This window comes from Paraburkholderia sediminicola (genome assembly GCF_046026895.1).
Classification (GTDB): domain Bacteria; phylum Pseudomonadota; class Gammaproteobacteria; order Burkholderiales; family Burkholderiaceae; genus Paraburkholderia; species Paraburkholderia sediminicola_C.
The window spans coordinates 1-16,489 of the sequence record NZ_JAQQEU010000027.1; the positions used below are offsets into that span (position 1 = coordinate 1).

A 16,489-nucleotide genomic window follows, 5' to 3' on the forward strand; every position below is an offset into this window, starting at 1 on the left:
GAGCGCCAAAGACATCGGCTCGGTCTTCGTCGTGGACGAAGCCGGCAACGTGCGCTTCGATTCGCAAGCCTCGCCGCCGCGCCACCTCAATCTCGCCGATCGCGACTACTTCAAGGTGCACCGCGATTCGCCGGACGTGGACCTATACGTCAGTCACCATTTATCCCGAGGGTGACAGGCAAGGACCTCAGCATCGCGCTGAGCCGGCGCATTGCGCGGCCGGACGGAAGCTTCGGCGGCGTGGTGGTCGGCACCATGCGGCTCGCGTACTTCCGCAGACTGTTCGACGGCATGCACGTCGGCCCCAGCGGATCGATGGCGCTGATGCTAAGCGACGGCACGATGCTGATGCGGCGTCCTTACGATCCGAAAGTGATCGGCATCAACCTGACCGGAACCGCCAACTATTCACGCTTCGTGCAGCAGCCGAGCGGGGAATTCTTCGGCACTGCGGCGATCGACGGTGTCGAGCGCTGGTATGCGTTCCGTCATATCGACATGTATCCGCTGATCCTCGACGTCGCGCTGTCCACGCGCGATATCTACGTGCAATGGCGGCATCGCGCGTGGATCATCGCTCGCTGATCACCGGGCTCGACCTGACGATCACCGCGCTGGCGATTCTGTTCGCGCAGCAACTGCGTCATCGCCGCGCGGCCGAGGACGAGCTGCGCGAACTGGCGCGCACCGACGGGCTGACCGGCCTGAACAATCGCCGTGCCTTCGAGGAAGTCCTGCAGGACGAGTGGCGCCGCGCACAGCGTAACGGGACGCCGCTGTCGATGCTGCTGATCGATGTGGACAGCTTCAAGGGCTTCAACGATCTGTACGGCCATTCCGCGGGCGACGACGCGCTGATCGATGTGGCGCGCAGCATTGCGCGCAATGTGCGGCGTCCTGGCGATACGGCGGCGCGCTACGGTGGCGAAGAATTCGCGGTGCTGCTGCCGGCTACGGACGAAGCCGGTGCGACGCGTATCGCCGAGCATATTCGCACGCGGCGCAGGCGTTGCGGCGCCGCCATGTGGCGAGCGCGCATCATGTGCTGACGGTAAGCATCGGCGTTGCCACCGCGCAGGGCAAGGCGGTGGCGGCCCGCCGCGCGCTGGTCGATGCGGCGGGGCGCGTGGAGTGCTGCATGCGCTGCGCGACGAAAACACAAACGCACGGACAAAAAAAAGCTCACGCCGAGGCGTGAGCGAAAGTCGGAGAGTATTACAACATTGCATGCGCTTATAGGGGGCGCAGCAAATGCAGTTTAAGGGCCGCCCATGAGAAAAAGTATCGGATGAGTCTGAAGCGCCGGTTTGCCACATTAACGAGCCCAGTATTCGCGATGCCTTTACATCCGGTCATCACTCGCTTCCACACCCGCTTTTTGCCGCGCTTGCCAGGCCCAATCCCACTCCGTACACTCGCGCGTAATTCCCGGGCCGCGCCTTTGCACGCGCCGTCCGGCACCCATCACGCCGAACAGAGGAGAACCCCCGCCATGGCCGATTCCTATTTCCCCCGCTGGCGCCGCCAGCCTGTCGCCGCCGAGGGCAGCATCGTCGCCACCGACGAGCGCCTCGCCTGGCCGCAGATGTTCGCGATGGGCATCCAGCACGTCGTCGCGATGTTCGGTTCGACCGTGCTCGCGCCGCTGCTGATGGGCTTTGATCCGAACCTGTGCATCTTCATGTCCGGCATCGGCACGCTGTTGTTCTTCGTGCTGGTGGGCGGCCGCGTGCCGAGCTATCTGGGGTCGAGCTTCGCGTTCATCGGTCTCGTGATCGCGGTGACGGGGTACGGCGGTCAAGGTCCGAATCCGAACATTCCGGTGGCGTTGGGCGGGATCATCGCGTGCGGCGTGGCGTACGCGATCATCGGGCTGATCGTGTCGGCGGTCGGCACCCGCTGGATCGAGACGCTGATGCCGCCGGTGGTGACTGGCGCGATCGTCTGCGTGATCGGCCTGAACCTCGCGCCGATCGCGGTGCGCGGCGTGAGCGGCAGCAACTTCGATTCGTGGATGGCGCTCGTGACGGTGCTGTGCGTGGGCGCGGTCGCGGTGTTTGCGCGCGGCATGCTGCAGCGTCTGCTGATTCTGATCGGCTTGCTGATCGCGTACGTGATCTACGCGATCGTCACGAACGGCCTCGGCATGGGCAAGCCGATCGACTTCTCGATCGTGGCGAACGCCGCATGGTTCGGCATGCCGCATTTCACGGCGCCGGTGTTCGAACCGCACGCGATGGCCCTGCTCACGCCGATCGCCGTGATCCTGGTGGCGGAAAATCTCGGCCACATCAAAGCGGTGAGCGCGATGACCGGCCAGAACCTCGACCGCTATATCGGCCGCGCGTTTCTCGGCGACGGACTCGCGACGATCGTTTCGGGTTTCGCCGGCGGCACGGGCGTGACGACTTACGCCGAGAACATCGGCGTGATGGCCGTGACCAAGATCTACTCGACGCTGGTGTTCGTGATCGCCGCAGTGATCGCGCTGGTGCTGGGCTTCTCGCCGAAGTTCGGCGCGGTGATCCAGACCATTCCGGGACCGGTGCTGGGCGGTGTGTCGATCGTCGTGTTCGGGCTGATCGCGGTGACCGGTGCGCGCATCTGGGTGGTCAACAAAGTGGACTTCTCCGACAACCGGAATCTGATCGTCGCCGCGGTGACGCTCGTGCTGGGTGCGGGCGATTTTTCGTTGAAACTCGGCGGCTTTGGCCTGGGCGGGATCGGCACCGCGACGTTCGGCGCGATCATTCTGTATGCGCTGCTGCGCAGGAAGCCGGCGCAGGGGCCGGTCGCCTGATTCGGTCTGCCGGGCGGCGGTGAGCGCCAGTTCGCCAGCTGCGCCGGCTTCTGCTCCTGTCTCGTGATCGGGAAAAAGCCGGGCCGCCGCTGCCGCAACCAAAGCTCTATTTTTTCCGCGCCGTCAGCGCCGTCTCCGACAAGTCCACCTCGCGCATCAGCTTGTTCAAGGTCTCGTCGTTGATCTCCTGACTGGCGCGCAGCGCGAGCAGCGTTTTGCGCTCGGCACGCATCGCCGCCAATTTCATCCTGAACTCCAATGCATCGGCGCGGCGCGCCAATTCGCGCGGCTCCTTTTCTTCATGGAGCGTCGCAAGCCGGCGCCGATACAGGTCCATCACCCGCGCGGTGACATCCGCTGCATACGCCGACGCCGATTCGTCCAGATCCCCGCACTCTTTGTCGTGCACCTGGTCGACCGCGCGAATCGCGGCTTGCGCGGCCATCTTGCGCGCGAGCGCTTCGTCGGCCGCATGCGGGTCACTGCCGCGCCGCCAGCCGCGCAGCAACACCGGCAACGCACCGACCGCCACCAGCAGCGACAGCAGGATCACGCCCGATGCGATGAAAATCGCCAGATCGCGGCCCGGCAGCGGCGCGCCATCCGGCAACAATTCCGGCAACGACAACACGCCCGCCAGCGTCACCGCGCCGCGCACGCCGGCCACTGTCGTCACCGTGACCATGCGCAGGCCAGGCACCGCGCTCGCCATGCCGTGCTTTGCCGCCCCGCGGCTTGCGAACCAGCGCAGCAGCCAGACCCACGCGAAGCGCATCGCGTACAGCGCGGCCGCTACCGCGGCGATGTAGCCGATCAGCAGCCCCACTTGCGCGTTGCTGGTTTCGTGCGCGTCGAGCAGTGCACGGCCCAGAATATGCGGAAACTGCAGCCCGAGCAGAATGAACACCATGCCGTTGAAGACGAACTCGATCATCGTCCACGTGCTGTTGCCGCGCACGCGCGACGCCACCGATCCCACGTTCGCCACGTTCGCGTAGTTCATCATCATGCCGGCCGAGACCGCCGCCAGAATGCCGGATACCTCGAAGCGCTCGGCGGTCAGATAAGCGGCGAACGGAATCAGCAGCGTCATCACGACGCCGGGCGCGGGGTCGCCCCCTTCGCTGAGACTCAGAAAGTGCACCGACACGAAGCTGAACAGCGCGCTGACCGCCGCGCCCACCGCGAGGCCGCCCACGGCGATCACCACGAAGCTGATCGACGCGTCGCGCAGCGAGAACACACCCGTGAGCATCGCGGCGATCGCGAACTTCAGCGCGACCAGACCGGACGCGTCGTTCATCAGCGCTTCGCCTTCGAGGATATGCATCAGACTGCCAGGAATCCTGTCCTTGCCGACGATGCCGGATAGCGCCACCGCATCGGTAGGCGACAAAACGGCGGCCAGCGCGAATGCGACTGGCAGCGAGATGGCCGGCACCAGCGCATGCACGAAGTAGCCGACGGCCAGCACCGTCATGAACACGAGGCCGAGCGCGAGCATCAGGATCGCGCGGCGCGCCATGAAGAACTCGCGCTTCGGGATGCGCCAGCCATCCGCGAACAGCAGCGGCGGGATGAACAGCACCATGAAAATTTCCGGATTGAACGTGACGTGCAAGCCGAGTCTCGGCCACGCGAGCAGTGCGCCGATTGCGATCTGCACGAGCGGCAACGGCAACTTGAACGGCAGCGTGCGGGTCAGCATGCCGGAAGCTGCGACTGCGAGCAGGAGAATCAATACGGTGAAGACTATTTCCATCGGCCTATGCGTGGGGATATAACGGGTTTCCGCGCAGAGTGATGGCGATCTCGCCGCGTGGCGTTCGCGAGGCGCCAGGGCCAAAGTGTAGCCCGGCGGCGGCTTGCGCTATCGCCAGCCCGGCAGGACGGCGGCGCGTACGGGAGAGACACGCAGTACCGAACTGGCGTCCGGGGCACCTGCGGCCACGCACCTCGATGGTGCGCAATACGCCCCCGCACGGCGCATCGGCTCGTCTGCCGGTGCAGTCTTTGGAGGAAACTTCATTCGAATGTGCGGCAGCGTGCGCATGGAGCTTGCTTAAGCAGTAGCGATAACGCACATTTTAGAAACGGCGCCGAGGGTTGTTCGCTTCCGCGTCCGAACCGGGCCGGCTCTCGTGTGAGAGGATTGCATGACGATTGCGCAACAGGATAGAACGGCCAGCGCGCCGCATGGCTTCGACGTCGAGGTGACGTCGGGGCTGCAACGTTTTTCGGTGCAGCATGGCGAACTGACGCTGACCAGCGTGTTCCAGCCCATCTTCAGCCTCTCGCATATGCGGGCGGTCGGCTACGAGGCGCTCTTGCGCGCGCACGACGCGCTCGACCGCGCCGTGTCGCCGCTCGACGTATTCGGCGAGGCCGCGCGTCTGGGCGACGTGCTGCACGTGGACCGGCTCGCGCAGACGCTGCATCTGGAAAACTTCAAGGTGCTCGGCGCCGAGCGCGAGTGGCTGTTTCTGAACATTCAGCCCGGTGCGCTCACCGATCCCTATCATGCCGCCGCGTTGCTGGCCAATCTGCGCCGGCTCGATCTGCCGCCCCGGCGCATCGTGCTCGAAGTGCTCGAACAGCGCGCAGAAGACCTCGAACGTCTCGCCGACGCGGTGCGCCAGTTCCGCGAGCGCGGCTTCCTGATCGCACTCGACGATTTCGGCGCGGGGCACTCGAACGTCGAGCGCATCTGGCAGTTGAATCCCGACATCGTGAAGCTCGACCGCATCATGCTGTCGCACGCCGCGCATCGCTCCGACATGGCGACGATTCTGCCGGGACTGGTCGCGTTGCTGCACGAAGCGGGCAAGCTGGTGCTGATCGAAGGCGTGGAAACGGAGCATGAAGCGCAGATGGCGCTCGGCTGCAACGCGGACTTCGTACAGGGCTTTTTCTTCGGCCGGCCGAACCCCGGCGCAGTCGACGCAGTGCACGCGGTGGCCTGCATCGACGAACTCACCGAGCGCTATCGCGATCAGACCGAAGCGCGCGAGCGCCGCAACGCGAGCCGTCTGGCGCCGTACCTGCGGGCCTTCGAGCGCGCCGCCGAGCGGCTTGCCGCGGGCGAGCCGCTCGAGGAAGTGTGCTGGAACTTCCTCGCGCTCGATCACGCCGCGCGCTGCTTCCTGCTCGACGCGAGGGGCAAGCAGGCGGGCCGCAACGTGGTGCTGCGCGCCGATCGCGCCGCGCATGAGACGCGCTTTCTGCCGCTCGCCGACGCGCAAGGGGCGAACTGGCTGCGCCGCCCGTACTTCCGGGAAGCGATCAATGCGCCGGAGCGCGTGCATGTGACGCGCCCGTATCTGTCGATCAACGAGGCATTGCCGTGCGTGACGCTGTCGGTGGCGACGCGTGTCGGCGAGCAGACCTGCGTGTTGTGCGGCGACATCGATTGGGTGGAGGAAGAGCGGTTCTGAGATGATGTCGTTTTAACGACACCCGTCTGCGCTCATGTCCATCCTGCTCGAAGTCATTGCCACGACCGTCGCCGATGCGCGCATCGCCGCACAATCGGGCGCCGACCGTATCGAACTCGTCACCGCGATGGGCGAGGGCGGCCTGACGCCGAGCGTCGGTTTGATCGAAGCAGGGGTGGCCGCTGTCCGGATTCCGGTGAACGTGATCGTGCGCCCGCATAGCCGCTCGTTCGTGTACGACGCCGACGACTATGCGGTGATGCTGCGCGACGTGCGCGCGGTCAGGTCTGCGGGCGCGAACGGCATCGTGATCGGCATGCTGAATGCCGATGGCGCGATCGACCGCGAAGGGCTCGCGCGCGCGATCGATGCGGCCGATGGTCTGGCGATCACCTTCCATCGTGCGTTCGACGAAACGCGCGATCTGCGCGAAGCGCTCGACGTGCTACTCGGTTTCGACGCGGTGACGAACGTGCTGACGTCGGGCGGAAAGCCATCGGTGCTGCACGCGGAGGTTCAGATTCGCGAACTGGTACGACAGGCCCACGGTTCGCATTGCACGGTGCTGGCCGGTGCGGGTTTGACGGTCGATGCGGTGGCCGGCTTCGTGAGCAGAACGGCAGTCGAGGCGGTGCATGTCGGCTCGGGCGTGCGGGTGGGCGGCAAAGGACTTGCGCCGGTCGATACGGAAAAAGTCGCGCAGGTCAGGGCATTGCTGAACGCGAACCCGAGCGCCACCCCACACGGCTAACGCCAGCATGGCCGACACCGCATAACCGGATCAGCCGATAAAGAAAAAGCCGCTTCGAGCTCACACGCGAAGCGGCTTTTCCCATTCACGCTGCGCAGCGCGGTTTCGCCAGCAAAGGCTACTTCGCCACCACCACCGGAATCCCGCGCAACTGACCCGCGCCCTTCATCTCCTCAAGCGACTTCTTCACGGCATCACCCGTCGCCGCATCGATCTGCAAGCGCGTCGCCAGATCACGTTCGCCGCGCTTCACACCCGCCAGATTCGCCAGCTTCACGTGACCGTAGCCGCGCACGCGCGCATGCAGATCGGCGAGCTTCGCGACGTCTTCCAGATTGCTCGCATCGAGCTTCGCGAGCGCGCGCTGCAACGTGGTTTCGTAATCGCTCGCGAGTTCGCGCTCCATCTTGCGCTCCAGCGTGCGGCCGAACGGATCGAGCGGCGTGCCGCGCAGGCCGCGCCATTTCGCCAGCATCCCGAGTACCGGCCACATCCATTGGCCAAACGTTTTCTTGCTGGGATTGACGCCGGGTTGCGCGCGCGTGAGCGTCGGCGGCGCGAGGTTGAACTTGATGCCGAAGTCCTTGCCCGCCACGCCTTCGAATTGTGCTTCGAGCGCTTCACGGAACGCGGCATCCGTATGCAGACGAGCGACTTCGTATTCGTCCTTCACCGCAAGCAGACGATAGAACGTCGTGGCCACCGCGCGTGTCACACGTTCGCTCTTCGCATCCACGGCGGTTTCCGCGCGGCGCGCCGCGTCGACCAGCGTGCGATAACGCTTCACGTAGGCAGCGCCGCCATAAGTCTGCAGACGTCCTTCGCGATGCGCGATCAGTTCGTCGAGCGTATCGACGCGCACGGCCTGCTTCGCCAGGTGCCGTGCCTGCCACAGCGATTCGAGCGCGGCGGGATCTGCGGCGGCCAGCCGGCCGATCGAAAACGCCAGCTGGTTCATCGGCACCGCGACGTTGTTCAATTCGATCGCGCGCATCATCGCGCCGAACGACACCGGCACCAGACCGAGTTGCCACGCGTAACCGAGCATCAGGATATTCGCGCCGATGGTGTCGCCGAGAAAACGCGTCGCCAGCGCCTGCGCGTCGCACGTGGACATGCGCTCGGCGCCCGCCGCGTGACGCATCTTGTCGATCAGCGCATCGGCGTGCAGCGTCGCGTCCGGATTCTGCACGAACGTCGCGTTCGGAATCGCATGCGTGTTGACGACGATGCGCGTGCGGCCGTGACGTACCGTTTGCAACGCATCGGCGCTCGCGCCGACCACCATGTCGCAGGCGAGCAGCAGGTCGGCCTGTTGCGTGTCGATGCGAACCTGGTTGAGCCACTCGTCGCGCGCGGCGAAGCGCACGAACGACAGCACCGAGCCGCCCTTTTGCGCGAAGCCCATGAAGTCCAGCACCGACGCGCTCTTGCCTTCCAGATGCGCGGCCATGCTGATCAACGCGCCGACCGTCACGACGCCCGTGCCGCCGACGCCCGTCACCAGGATGTCATAGGGCGCGGCATCGAGCTGCGTCGCGGGAACCGGCAGCGCGTCGACGCGGGCGGCCAGCGCTTGCGGATCGAACGCGGCGCCCGCGGCCTTCTTCAGCTTGCCGCCTTCCACGGTGACGAAGCTCGGGCAGAACCCATTCACGCATGAGTAGTCCTTGTTGCATGACGATTGATCGATCCGGCGCTTGCGGCCCAGCGCCGTTTCAACCGGTTCCACCGACAGGCAATTCGACTGCACGCCGCAGTCGCCGCAGCCTTCGCAGACTTCCTCGTTGATGAAGAGACGCTTGTCCGGGTCGGGGAATTCGCCTTTTTTGCGGCGCCGCCGTTTTTCCGCCGCGCAGGTCTGGTCGTAGATCAGCACGGTCACGCCGTCGGTGTCTCGCAGCTGGCGCTGCACCGCGTCCATTTCGCCGCGATGGTGGAACGTGGTGCCCTTCGGAAAGAGATCGTGATGGCCGTCGTATTTCTCCGGCTCGTCGCTGACCACGACGAAGCGCGACACGCCTTCGGCTTCCACCTGACGCGCGATCTGCGGCACCGAGATACTGCCGTCGACCGGTTGGCCGCCCGTCATTGCGACCGCGTCGTTATAGAGGATCTTGTACGTGATGGTGGCTTTCGCGGCGACCGCCTGGCGAATCGCGAGAATGCCGGAATGGAAGTAAGTGCCGTCGCCGAGATTCTGGAACACGTGGCGCGTTTTCGTGAACATGGAATGCGAGGCCCAGTCCACGCCTTCGCCACCCATCTGGATCAGGCCGGTCGTGTCGCGCTCCATCCACGAGGCCATGAAGTGACAGCCGATGCCCGCCTGCGCGATCGACCCTTCCGGTACTTTGGTCGACGTGTTGTGCGGGCAGCCCGAGCAGAAGTACGGCGTGCGCTTCACGCTGTCCGCCGCGTTCGAGAGGATTTGCGGGGCGACCAGATCGACCACGCGTTCGCGTCGATCGAGCGCGGGCTTGTGTTTCGCGAGCCAGTTCGCGAACACCGGCAGGATGCGCGACGGCCGCAATTCGCCGAGCGACGACAGCAGCAGCGTGCCGTCCTCGGCGTGCTTGCCGATCACGACCGGCCGCGCGCCGTGCGTGCGGTTGTACAGATAGTCCTTGATCTGCTGCTCGATGACCGGGCCTTTCTCCTCGATCACCAGCACTTCGGACAAGCCGCTAACGAACGCGTCGATGCGCGTCATCTCCAGCGGAAACGACAAGCCGACCTTGTAGATCCGCACGCCGGCCGCGTCGAGATCGGCGACCGTCAGATCGAGGCGGCGCAGCGTTTCCATCAGATCCAGATGCGCCTTGCCGCACGTGACGATCCCGACATTCGCGTGCGGGCTCGGCGCGATCCATTTGTCGATGCTGTTCACGCGCGCGAAGTGTCGCACCGCGTCGAGCTTCGCGTGCATCCGCGACTCGATCGTCAGGCTCGGCAGATCAGGCCAGCGATTGTGCAGGCCGCCGGCGGGGACCGTGAAATCCTGCAGCATGGTCCATGTGGTTTGCAGCGCATCGAGATCGACCGTCGAGCCCGATTCGACCGTTTCGGAGATTGCCTTGTAGCCGACCCACGCGCCCGAAAAGCGCGACAGCGCCCAGCCGTACAGGCCAAATTCGAGCATGTCGGCGATGTTCGACGGATTCACCACCGGCATGTGCCAGGCCATCATCGCGAAGTCGCTCTGATGCGGCATCGACGACGACACGCAGCCGTGATCGTCACCTGCCACCACCAGCACGCCGCCATGCGGCGACGAGCCATACGCGTTGCCGTGCTTGAGCGCGTCGCCCGCGCGATCCACGCCCGGGCCCTTGCCGTACCACATCGCGAACACGCCTTCGACGGTCCGCTCGGGGTCCGCTTCCACCCGCTGCGTGCCGAGCACGGCAGTGCCGCCGAGTTCTTCGTTGATCGCCGGCAGGAAGCGGATATCGCTTGCCGCGAGCAGCTTGTTTGCTTTCCACAACTGCTGGTCGACCATGCCGAGCGGCGAGCCGCGATAGCCGCTGATGAAGCCGGCGGTGTTCATGCCGCGCGTTTTGTCGAGCGCGCGCTGCATCAGCGCGAGGCGCACCAACGCCTGCGTGCCGGTCAGGAAGATCCGGCCGCGCGTCGCGGTGAGATTGTCGGACAGTTTGTAGTCGGCCAGAGCGGGCGTGCCGTCGGTGGGCAGGCGAGCGGTCATAGGTGAGTCTCCATTGTCGATCGGAGTTGGCGCTTTAGCGCTTACTCCGATCCCATGCAAAGCGGTCGATGGGAGTTGGCGCTTTAGCGCTTACTCCGATCCCATAAACTGGTTGCCGAGTTGGCGCTGTAGCGCTTACTCCCGTCCCAGGCAAGATGGTTGCTGTTTCGCATCCGCGCGCGAGGGTGGGGACCACAAAATGCGGCTGCGGAAGAGACTCTATTTTTCAGCGCCGATGAGAGAGGATTTTTTCTACTTTGCCGGGCCGCTGGCGAATGGGCGCGACGAGTCGCGCGTTTCAATGACGTTTTGAGTTGAATTTCCCATGCCGCGGCGCGGTACGGGTATGCCCTGGGTGTTTCAGTGCCGTACAGCGCGGCGCTGGCCGCGGCTCGGCGCGTGACTGGGCGTGCCGCCTATTTCGCCACTCAGCGCACCGCCGCGCCGGCCGCCAAGTCCTGCTGAAGTGGCGCGGCGTCGAATGGCACGACTTCGTCGAAATGCGAGTAGTCGATGTGGCTCACGCCGTCCTGCTCGCTCATGATGTCGACGAAACGGTGTTGCCAGAAGATCTGGTCGCAGGTCCACATGTGGCGCGCCTGCATGGTTTGCGAAGTCGACTCGTCGACCCCTTCGAGCGTGAGCAGCAGCGACGTGTCGCTTCCTTTGAGCGTCTCGGCGGTTTCGCCGAACAGCGGACTGTTTTCGTCGATGATGTGCATCAGCGTCCAGCCCAGCTTGAACACCGGGTGCTGATCGCGCACCAGCGTGAGGTCGTAGAGCTTGCGCAACGTATAGCCTTCGGCGGAGGTTTCCGTGCGCAGAATGCGCAGCCTCGCGCGGGCCTCGGCGATTACATTCTGACGCGCGTTGGCCGCGCGCACCATCAGCGTCATGCGGCCGTCGAGCGGACGGACGATCGCGTAGCGGGCGAACATGATCTTCGCGTGCGGGCGTGAAAAGCGCGCGAAGATCAGGCCGGTCGCCAACGCGATGCTCGACATGCCGACGAAGATTTCCAGCGTTGAGATCCAGTGCGCGTAGACGGTTTGCGGGTGCATGTCGCCGTAGCCGACCGTCGCGAGCGTTTCGACGCTGAAGAAAAACGCGCCGCCGAAGCCCGCCGGAAACTGATTGGCGATCGGCGCCCGGCCGAGCATGTAGAGCGCGGCGAACGTGGTGTTGAGCAGCACGAACAGCATCGCGAGCGAGATGAAAAACGTCGGCCAGCTCACCACCAGCGTGCGGTGATAGAGGTCCTGCCAGAACGGTGTCGGCATGCCGTGCGCGATCACCACGCGATCGTCCAGACGCAGTTCACGGCTGCCGCGCGCACGACGATTTTGCGCGCCCGCTTCGACGTCGCCGATGCCGGAAAAACGATCTGACGGTTCAGTGGCCATCGCGCGCTCGGGGAGATGAAAACGGGCCAAGCGTAGCATGGCGCTCGGCGTGTGGAGGGTGATTTTCGGCGGGTGAAGTGGCGGTGTCGTGGTGTTTGCGGTTGTGTTGGCGCAGTGTGGGCAGCGGGGTTAATGCTTGCGTTGGTGTGGCGCGCGCAACGGGGCTGCGGTTATGTTCGCGAGGCGCATGCAACTCCATTCGTGCTCGCGTGGGCGCAGCGTGCGCCGCATGCGTCGGGCGCGCGCTACGGGATCGCTCGCTTATCGCTGTGCCGCCGCGCGCTGAGGTTGCGCACTTGTGCGCGGAACTCCGGCCGCCGCCCCAGCGGGGCGTCGCGTCGCGTCATGCCGGACACCCGCCTCGCGCGAACACCGCCTACGGAAAAGCTCGCGGCTTTGGAATCCCGGCCCCGTGCTCGATATCGTCGACCGCTTGCTGATGCGCGGACGCCACCGCTTCGGCTTCGTCGGCATAGCCGCCGTCGCCGCCGACCGTGGTCCACGATTTCACCGCTTTCTCGCGATGGCGGATTTCGTATTCCGCGTCCCAGCGCGCGCCGCTGAGTTCCAGAGGGCGGACGTGTATCGAATACACGCCGTAGAGGAAGAGCTGTTCGTCCATGAACGCCTCCTGCCGGTTGATTCAAGGTGGCGCGGCGCGACAGCGCGCGGCGCCGGTCTGCCTAGAGTTCGATTTCTCCGAGGATCCTGTGAGCGAGCGCCTTCGCTTCCTCGAGCGCTTCCTCCGGCGTCGACGAAGTTGCTTCCACTTCGTAGAGCGTGGTCTCCTGATCGTCGTTGGGAGCGCCTTCGTCGCGTGCGAGGGTCACGACGCCCTGCCACGTATCCGAGCGGACTTCCCTTGTCGAAGCCGTCGCCGTGTAGATGCCCTTGGTATAGGTGATGTCGTCCATGGCGCCGCTCCTTCCAACGGTTTCGGTTTTTCATCCTAGCACGATGATGGCGCTTCGGTTTCATGCCCCGGCGGCGCGCCATCTTCGCGACAATGCGCGCCGCACAAGGCAGGACAATTACAGCAGCGCGACGACCTCATCCAGCGACGGCGCGTGCGCGCCGGCATGCCGGCACGCGGCCGCGCCGGCCGCCAGCGCGAATGCGAGATGGTCGGGCCACGCGCGCTGCGGCGCGGTCATGAGGCTGAACAGCAGACCGCCGATCGACGCGTCGCCCGCCCCCACTGTATCGACCACCTCGACCCGCGGCGGGCGCGCCTCGATCACCGACGCGCCATCGATCACCATGGCCGACTCCGGTCCGCGCGTCACCATCACGGTGGCGGCCGGATTCATCGCGCGCAACTGCGCGAGGGCGGCGGCTTCGTCATCGGTCTTGAACAGCAGGCGCAGATCCTCGTCGGAGACCTTGATCAGATCGGCGAGCGCCGCCATTTTGCGCAGCGTCGGCTCGTAGCCGTGCTCCATCAGATTGCGGTAGTTCGGATCGAAACTGATCTTCACGCCGCGCGAACGCAACTCGGCCGCCAACGTGGCGAGCGTATCGCCGAGCGGTTGCCGCACGAGACTGATGCAACCGAAGTGCGCCCACTTCACGTGGCCGATCCAGCCCGCCGGCAAATGCGCCGGATCGAACGCGAGATCGGCGCCGTTCTCGCCCATGAAGAAGTACGCGGGCGGATGGGTCTGATGCACGATCGCAAGCAGAGGCGGGCGCTCGACGCGCTGCATGAAGCGCATGTCGAGACCCGCGGTGACGCTCGCGTTCCACAGGTCGTCGGAGAAGTTGTCGACGCCGAGCGAGCCGGCGCACGCAGTCGGCAAGCCGAGCCGCGCGACGCAGCGCGCCACATTCCAGCCCGCGCCGCCGGGCCGCGAGAGCCATTGCGACGCGCCGGTGCGCACGAGATCGGTGAGGATGTCGCCGGCGGAAACGAAGAGGGGAAATTCGGGGCTTGCGCTGGGATTGCTCATTGTGTTTTCTCCGCTGATTCGGACGTGGCGGACGCGGCGGCCGCGCCGTCGGGCAGCGCATGAGCCAGCACTTCGTAGCATGCGCCCATCGTGTGATAGTCGGTCTTGCCGGCCGGACTTTTTTCGTCGCTGTACTTGCGATTGTCGCAGGTGAGGATGCGATACCACGCGCCGTATTTGTGATCGACGAAGTGCGCCCAGCTATAGCGCCAGAGTTCGTCGTACCAGTCCCAGAAGCGTTCGTTGCGGGTGCGCTTGCCGAGCAGAGCGGCGGTCGCGAAGGTTTCGGCCTGGACCCAGAAATACTTGTCGTGGTCGCACACGGTGCGGTCCGGGCCGAAGCCGTAGTAAAGGCCGCCGTGGTCTTCGTCCCACGCATGCGTCATCGCGGCGTCGAACAGTTCGATCGCGCGGGGCAGCAGCCATGGCAACGGCCGGAAACGTTCGAGTATCAGCAGCAGCTTCGCCCATTCGGTCTGATGTCCCGGCTGGAAACCCCACGGGCGGAAGATGTTCGAACTGTCTTCCTCGTTGTAGTGCCAGTCGACCGACCAGTCCGCGTGAAAATGCTCCCACACCAGACCTTGTGACAGCTTGGCCTGCCGCAGCGTGATGTTCGACGCCACGCGTTCGGCGCGGTCCAGGTAGACGAGGTGGCCGGTCGCTTCATGCGCGGCCAGCAGCGCCTCGGTGGTGTGCATGTTCGCGTTTTGCCCGCGGTACGAGCTGACCCGCCACTCGGGCGATGCCTCGTCGGCGTAGAGACCGGCGGCGGCATCCCAGAAGCGGTGCTCCATCAGCTCGAAGGTTGCGCCGATCATCGGTTTCGCTTCCTCGATGCCGGCCATCGCCGCATGCGAATACGCGAGCAGCACGAACGCGAGGCCGTAGCAGTGGCGCGTCGCGTCGAGCGTGCGCTTTTTGCCGTCGCGCCATTCGAGTTCCCAGTCGTAGCCTGCGTTCTGAGCGTCCCAATGCGCTTCGCGCAGGAAGCGCAAACCGTGGCGCGCGTATTCCAGATGCTGCGGGTCGCCGAACTGCCGATACGCCATCGCGTAGTTGAAGATATAGCGGCAACTGCTTACCAGATGGCGGGTGGTTTTGTCGTAGATGGAACCGTCGTCGCGGAAGAAATGGAAGAAGCCGCCGCTCGGATCGAGCACGTTGGGCGCATAGAAGCGCAGCGTGTCCTGCACGTGCGCGAGCAGAAACTGGCGGCTGCGGAAGCTGTCGACAGGCGGCACAACGGCGGCGTCATTGGCGGGTTGAAGCGGGTCGGGTTGCGTCATGGCGTTTTCACCAAAGTACTGGCACGGACAATCAGTTGAACGGGCAAGCGGACTTCGAGCTCGGCGGGTGCGTCTTCAAGCAGCAACTCGACGCCGCGCCGGCCGAGCGCCTCCTTGTCGACCGAAATTGTCGACAGCGGGGGGGTGGCATGGGCGGCGGCAGGAATATCGTCGAAGCCGATGATCGCGATGTCCTGGGGCACGCGCAGGCCGCGCGCGAGGCACGCGCGCAGCGCGGCGAGCGCGGCGGCGTCGTTGTAGGCAAACACGGCGTCCGGCCGCGAGCCGGGCGCGTCGAGCAGGCGCAACATGGCGCGCGCGGTGCCGGTGTCGGGGTCGAGGCCGGCGTCGATGGTCACTTCGAGCGACGGGTCGAACAGCAGCCCCGCTTCGAAGAACGCCTGGCGGTAACCGAGCGCGCGCTGCGCAATGCTGAAGTGCGCGAGCGAGCCGCCGATGAACGCGACGCGCTTGCGCTGCTGTTCGAACAGATGCCGCATGGCGAGCGTGGCGCCCGCGGCGTTGTCGAGATTCACCGAGCGCAGACCGGGCGCCCACAGATCGATCAGCACGAGCGGGCGTTGCATCGCCATTAGCGTGGTCAGCGTTTCCGGCTCGACGAAGCCGGCCACCGCGACCGCGTCCGGCGCATGCAGGCGCATCTGCTGGATCACGTCTTCGGTGGGGCCGGCGGTCAGTACGGAAGGGACGATGCCGCGCTCGCGGCACGCGTCCTCCACGCCATGCAGCACATGCGAAAAGAACGGACTAGCGGCGAAGTTGTTGTGCTGACGGTGCAGCAGGAAGGTCAGCCGGCGGATGCGCGGACGCAACTGGGCAGCGTCGTAACCGAGCTGCCGAGCCGCTTCGACGACGCGCTCGCGGGTGGCGTCGGACAGGCCGGGCTGGTTCTTCAGTGCGCGTGAGACGGTGCCGATCGACACGCTCGCCGCGCGGGCGACGTCGCGGATGGTGGTGGCCATCGAATGAAGCGGCCGCCGGAATGCGGCCGCACGGGTGTTTGGGTTCGGGCGATTGTATAGTAAAACGACGCTAGAACCGCCCTTCGCGACTTGGACAAATACCCGGAAATACCCGTAGAGGCTGAGGTTGGCCCAATATATACTGTTTAGTAAAACGCGCTAAACAAGTGCCGA

The 16,489-nt window shown here is 65.3% G+C and carries 11 protein-coding genes and 1 pseudogene; 4 read left to right on the forward strand and 8 right to left on the reverse strand.

Going from position 1 to position 16,489, the window contains the following annotated elements; all coding sequences use genetic code 11:
* Together PQR02_RS19655 and PQR02_RS19660 are read left to right on the forward strand one after the other, a co-directional pair.
* Window positions 1-1,198 (forward strand): annotated as a pseudogene (locus tag PQR02_RS19655) (sensor domain-containing diguanylate cyclase); the annotation flags it as partial.
* Between the two features lie 294 nt (window positions 1,199-1,492).
* Window positions 1,493-2,800 carry a solute carrier family 23 protein gene (locus tag PQR02_RS19660; RefSeq protein WP_408234431.1) on the forward strand — a complete coding sequence of 436 codons (1,308 nt, stop codon included), beginning with the start codon at window positions 1,493-1,495 and terminating at the stop codon, window positions 2,798-2,800.
* A 106-nt stretch (window positions 2,801-2,906) separates the two neighbouring features.
* On the opposite strand, the gene PQR02_RS19665 is transcribed toward PQR02_RS19660, so the two are convergent.
* A complete protein-coding gene (locus PQR02_RS19665) occupies window positions 2,907-4,562 on the reverse strand; it encodes a Na+/H+ antiporter (protein ID WP_408234434.1) in 1,656 nt (551 codons plus the stop codon).
* A gap of 394 nt (window positions 4,563-4,956) precedes the next feature.
* Here PQR02_RS19665 and PQR02_RS19670 point away from each other — a divergent pair, with 394 nt between their 5' ends.
* Window positions 4,957-6,234, forward strand: coding sequence for a sensor domain-containing phosphodiesterase (locus PQR02_RS19670; protein WP_408234437.1), 1,278 nt, complete (start codon window positions 4,957-4,959; stop codon window positions 6,232-6,234).
* 34 nt (window positions 6,235-6,268) lie between these two features.
* Entirely contained in the window at window positions 6,269-6,985 is a 717-nt protein-coding gene (locus PQR02_RS19675; RefSeq protein WP_408234440.1) for a copper homeostasis protein CutC, read from the forward strand.
* Between the two features lie 118 nt (window positions 6,986-7,103).
* Here PQR02_RS19675 and PQR02_RS19680 read toward each other — a convergent pair whose 3' ends face one another.
* The 7 genes from PQR02_RS19680 to PQR02_RS19710 form a co-directional block, all read right to left on the reverse strand.
* Window positions 7,104-10,691 (reverse strand): indolepyruvate ferredoxin oxidoreductase family protein, encoded by a 3,588-nt coding sequence (locus PQR02_RS19680; RefSeq protein WP_408234443.1) that lies wholly within the window; start codon window positions 10,689-10,691, stop codon window positions 7,104-7,106.
* A 428-nt stretch (window positions 10,692-11,119) separates the two neighbouring features.
* On the reverse strand, window positions 11,120-12,094 hold the full coding sequence (locus PQR02_RS19685; protein ID WP_408234446.1) for an ion channel: 975 nt from the start codon (window positions 12,092-12,094) through the stop codon (window positions 11,120-11,122).
* A gap of 376 nt (window positions 12,095-12,470) precedes the next feature.
* A complete protein-coding gene (locus PQR02_RS19690; protein WP_408234449.1) occupies window positions 12,471-12,716 on the reverse strand; it encodes a hypothetical protein in 246 nt (81 codons plus the stop codon).
* A 61-nt stretch (window positions 12,717-12,777) separates the two neighbouring features.
* The gene (locus tag PQR02_RS19695) at window positions 12,778-13,008 is read right to left on the reverse strand and encodes a hypothetical protein (protein ID WP_408234452.1); all 231 of its coding nucleotides are present in this window, start codon (window positions 13,006-13,008) and stop codon (window positions 12,778-12,780) included.
* Window positions 13,009-13,125: 117 nt separating this feature from the next.
* Complete coding sequence (locus tag PQR02_RS19700; RefSeq protein WP_408234455.1) at window positions 13,126-14,043, reverse strand: carbohydrate kinase family protein; 918 nt, start codon at window positions 14,041-14,043, stop codon at window positions 13,126-13,128.
* Window positions 14,040-15,332 (reverse strand): AGE family epimerase/isomerase, encoded by a 1,293-nt coding sequence (locus tag PQR02_RS19705; RefSeq protein ID WP_408234458.1) that lies wholly within the window; start codon window positions 15,330-15,332, stop codon window positions 14,040-14,042. The genes PQR02_RS19700 and PQR02_RS19705 overlap by 4 nt, the downstream gene beginning before the upstream one ends.
* Window positions 15,329-16,315 carry a LacI family DNA-binding transcriptional regulator gene (locus tag PQR02_RS19710; RefSeq protein WP_408234461.1) on the reverse strand — a complete coding sequence of 329 codons (987 nt, stop codon included), beginning with the start codon at window positions 16,313-16,315 and terminating at the stop codon, window positions 15,329-15,331. The genes PQR02_RS19705 and PQR02_RS19710 overlap by 4 nt, the downstream gene beginning before the upstream one ends.
* Window positions 16,316-16,489: the final 174 nt, after the last annotated feature.

Excerpts from the sequence above, each read along its gene's own strand:
- PQR02_RS19660 (WP_408234431.1), top strand. The coding sequence starts at position 1,493 with ATGGCCGATTCCTATTTCCCCCGCTGGCGCCGCCAGCCTGTCGCCGCC.
- PQR02_RS19665 (WP_408234434.1), bottom strand. The coding sequence starts at position 4,562 with ATGGAAATAGTCTTCACCGTATTGATTCTCCTGCTCGCAGTCGCAGCT.
- PQR02_RS19670 (WP_408234437.1), top strand. The coding sequence starts at position 4,957 with ATGACGATTGCGCAACAGGATAGAACGGCCAGCGCGCCGCATGGCTTC.
- PQR02_RS19675 (WP_408234440.1), top strand. The coding sequence starts at position 6,269 with ATGTCCATCCTGCTCGAAGTCATTGCCACGACCGTCGCCGATGCGCGC.
- PQR02_RS19680 (WP_408234443.1), bottom strand. The coding sequence starts at position 10,691 with ATGACCGCTCGCCTGCCCACCGACGGCACGCCCGCTCTGGCCGACTAC.
- PQR02_RS19685 (WP_408234446.1), bottom strand. The coding sequence starts at position 12,094 with ATGGCCACTGAACCGTCAGATCGTTTTTCCGGCATCGGCGACGTCGAA.
- PQR02_RS19690 (WP_408234449.1), bottom strand. The coding sequence starts at position 12,716 with ATGGACGAACAGCTCTTCCTCTACGGCGTGTATTCGATACACGTCCGC.
- PQR02_RS19695 (WP_408234452.1), bottom strand. The coding sequence starts at position 13,008 with ATGGACGACATCACCTATACCAAGGGCATCTACACGGCGACGGCTTCG.
- PQR02_RS19700 (WP_408234455.1), bottom strand. The coding sequence starts at position 14,043 with ATGAGCAATCCCAGCGCAAGCCCCGAATTTCCCCTCTTCGTTTCCGCC.
- PQR02_RS19705 (WP_408234458.1), bottom strand. The coding sequence starts at position 15,332 with ATGACGCAACCCGACCCGCTTCAACCCGCCAATGACGCCGCCGTTGTG.
- PQR02_RS19710 (WP_408234461.1), bottom strand. The coding sequence starts at position 16,315 with ATGGCCACCACCATCCGCGACGTCGCCCGCGCGGCGAGCGTGTCGATC.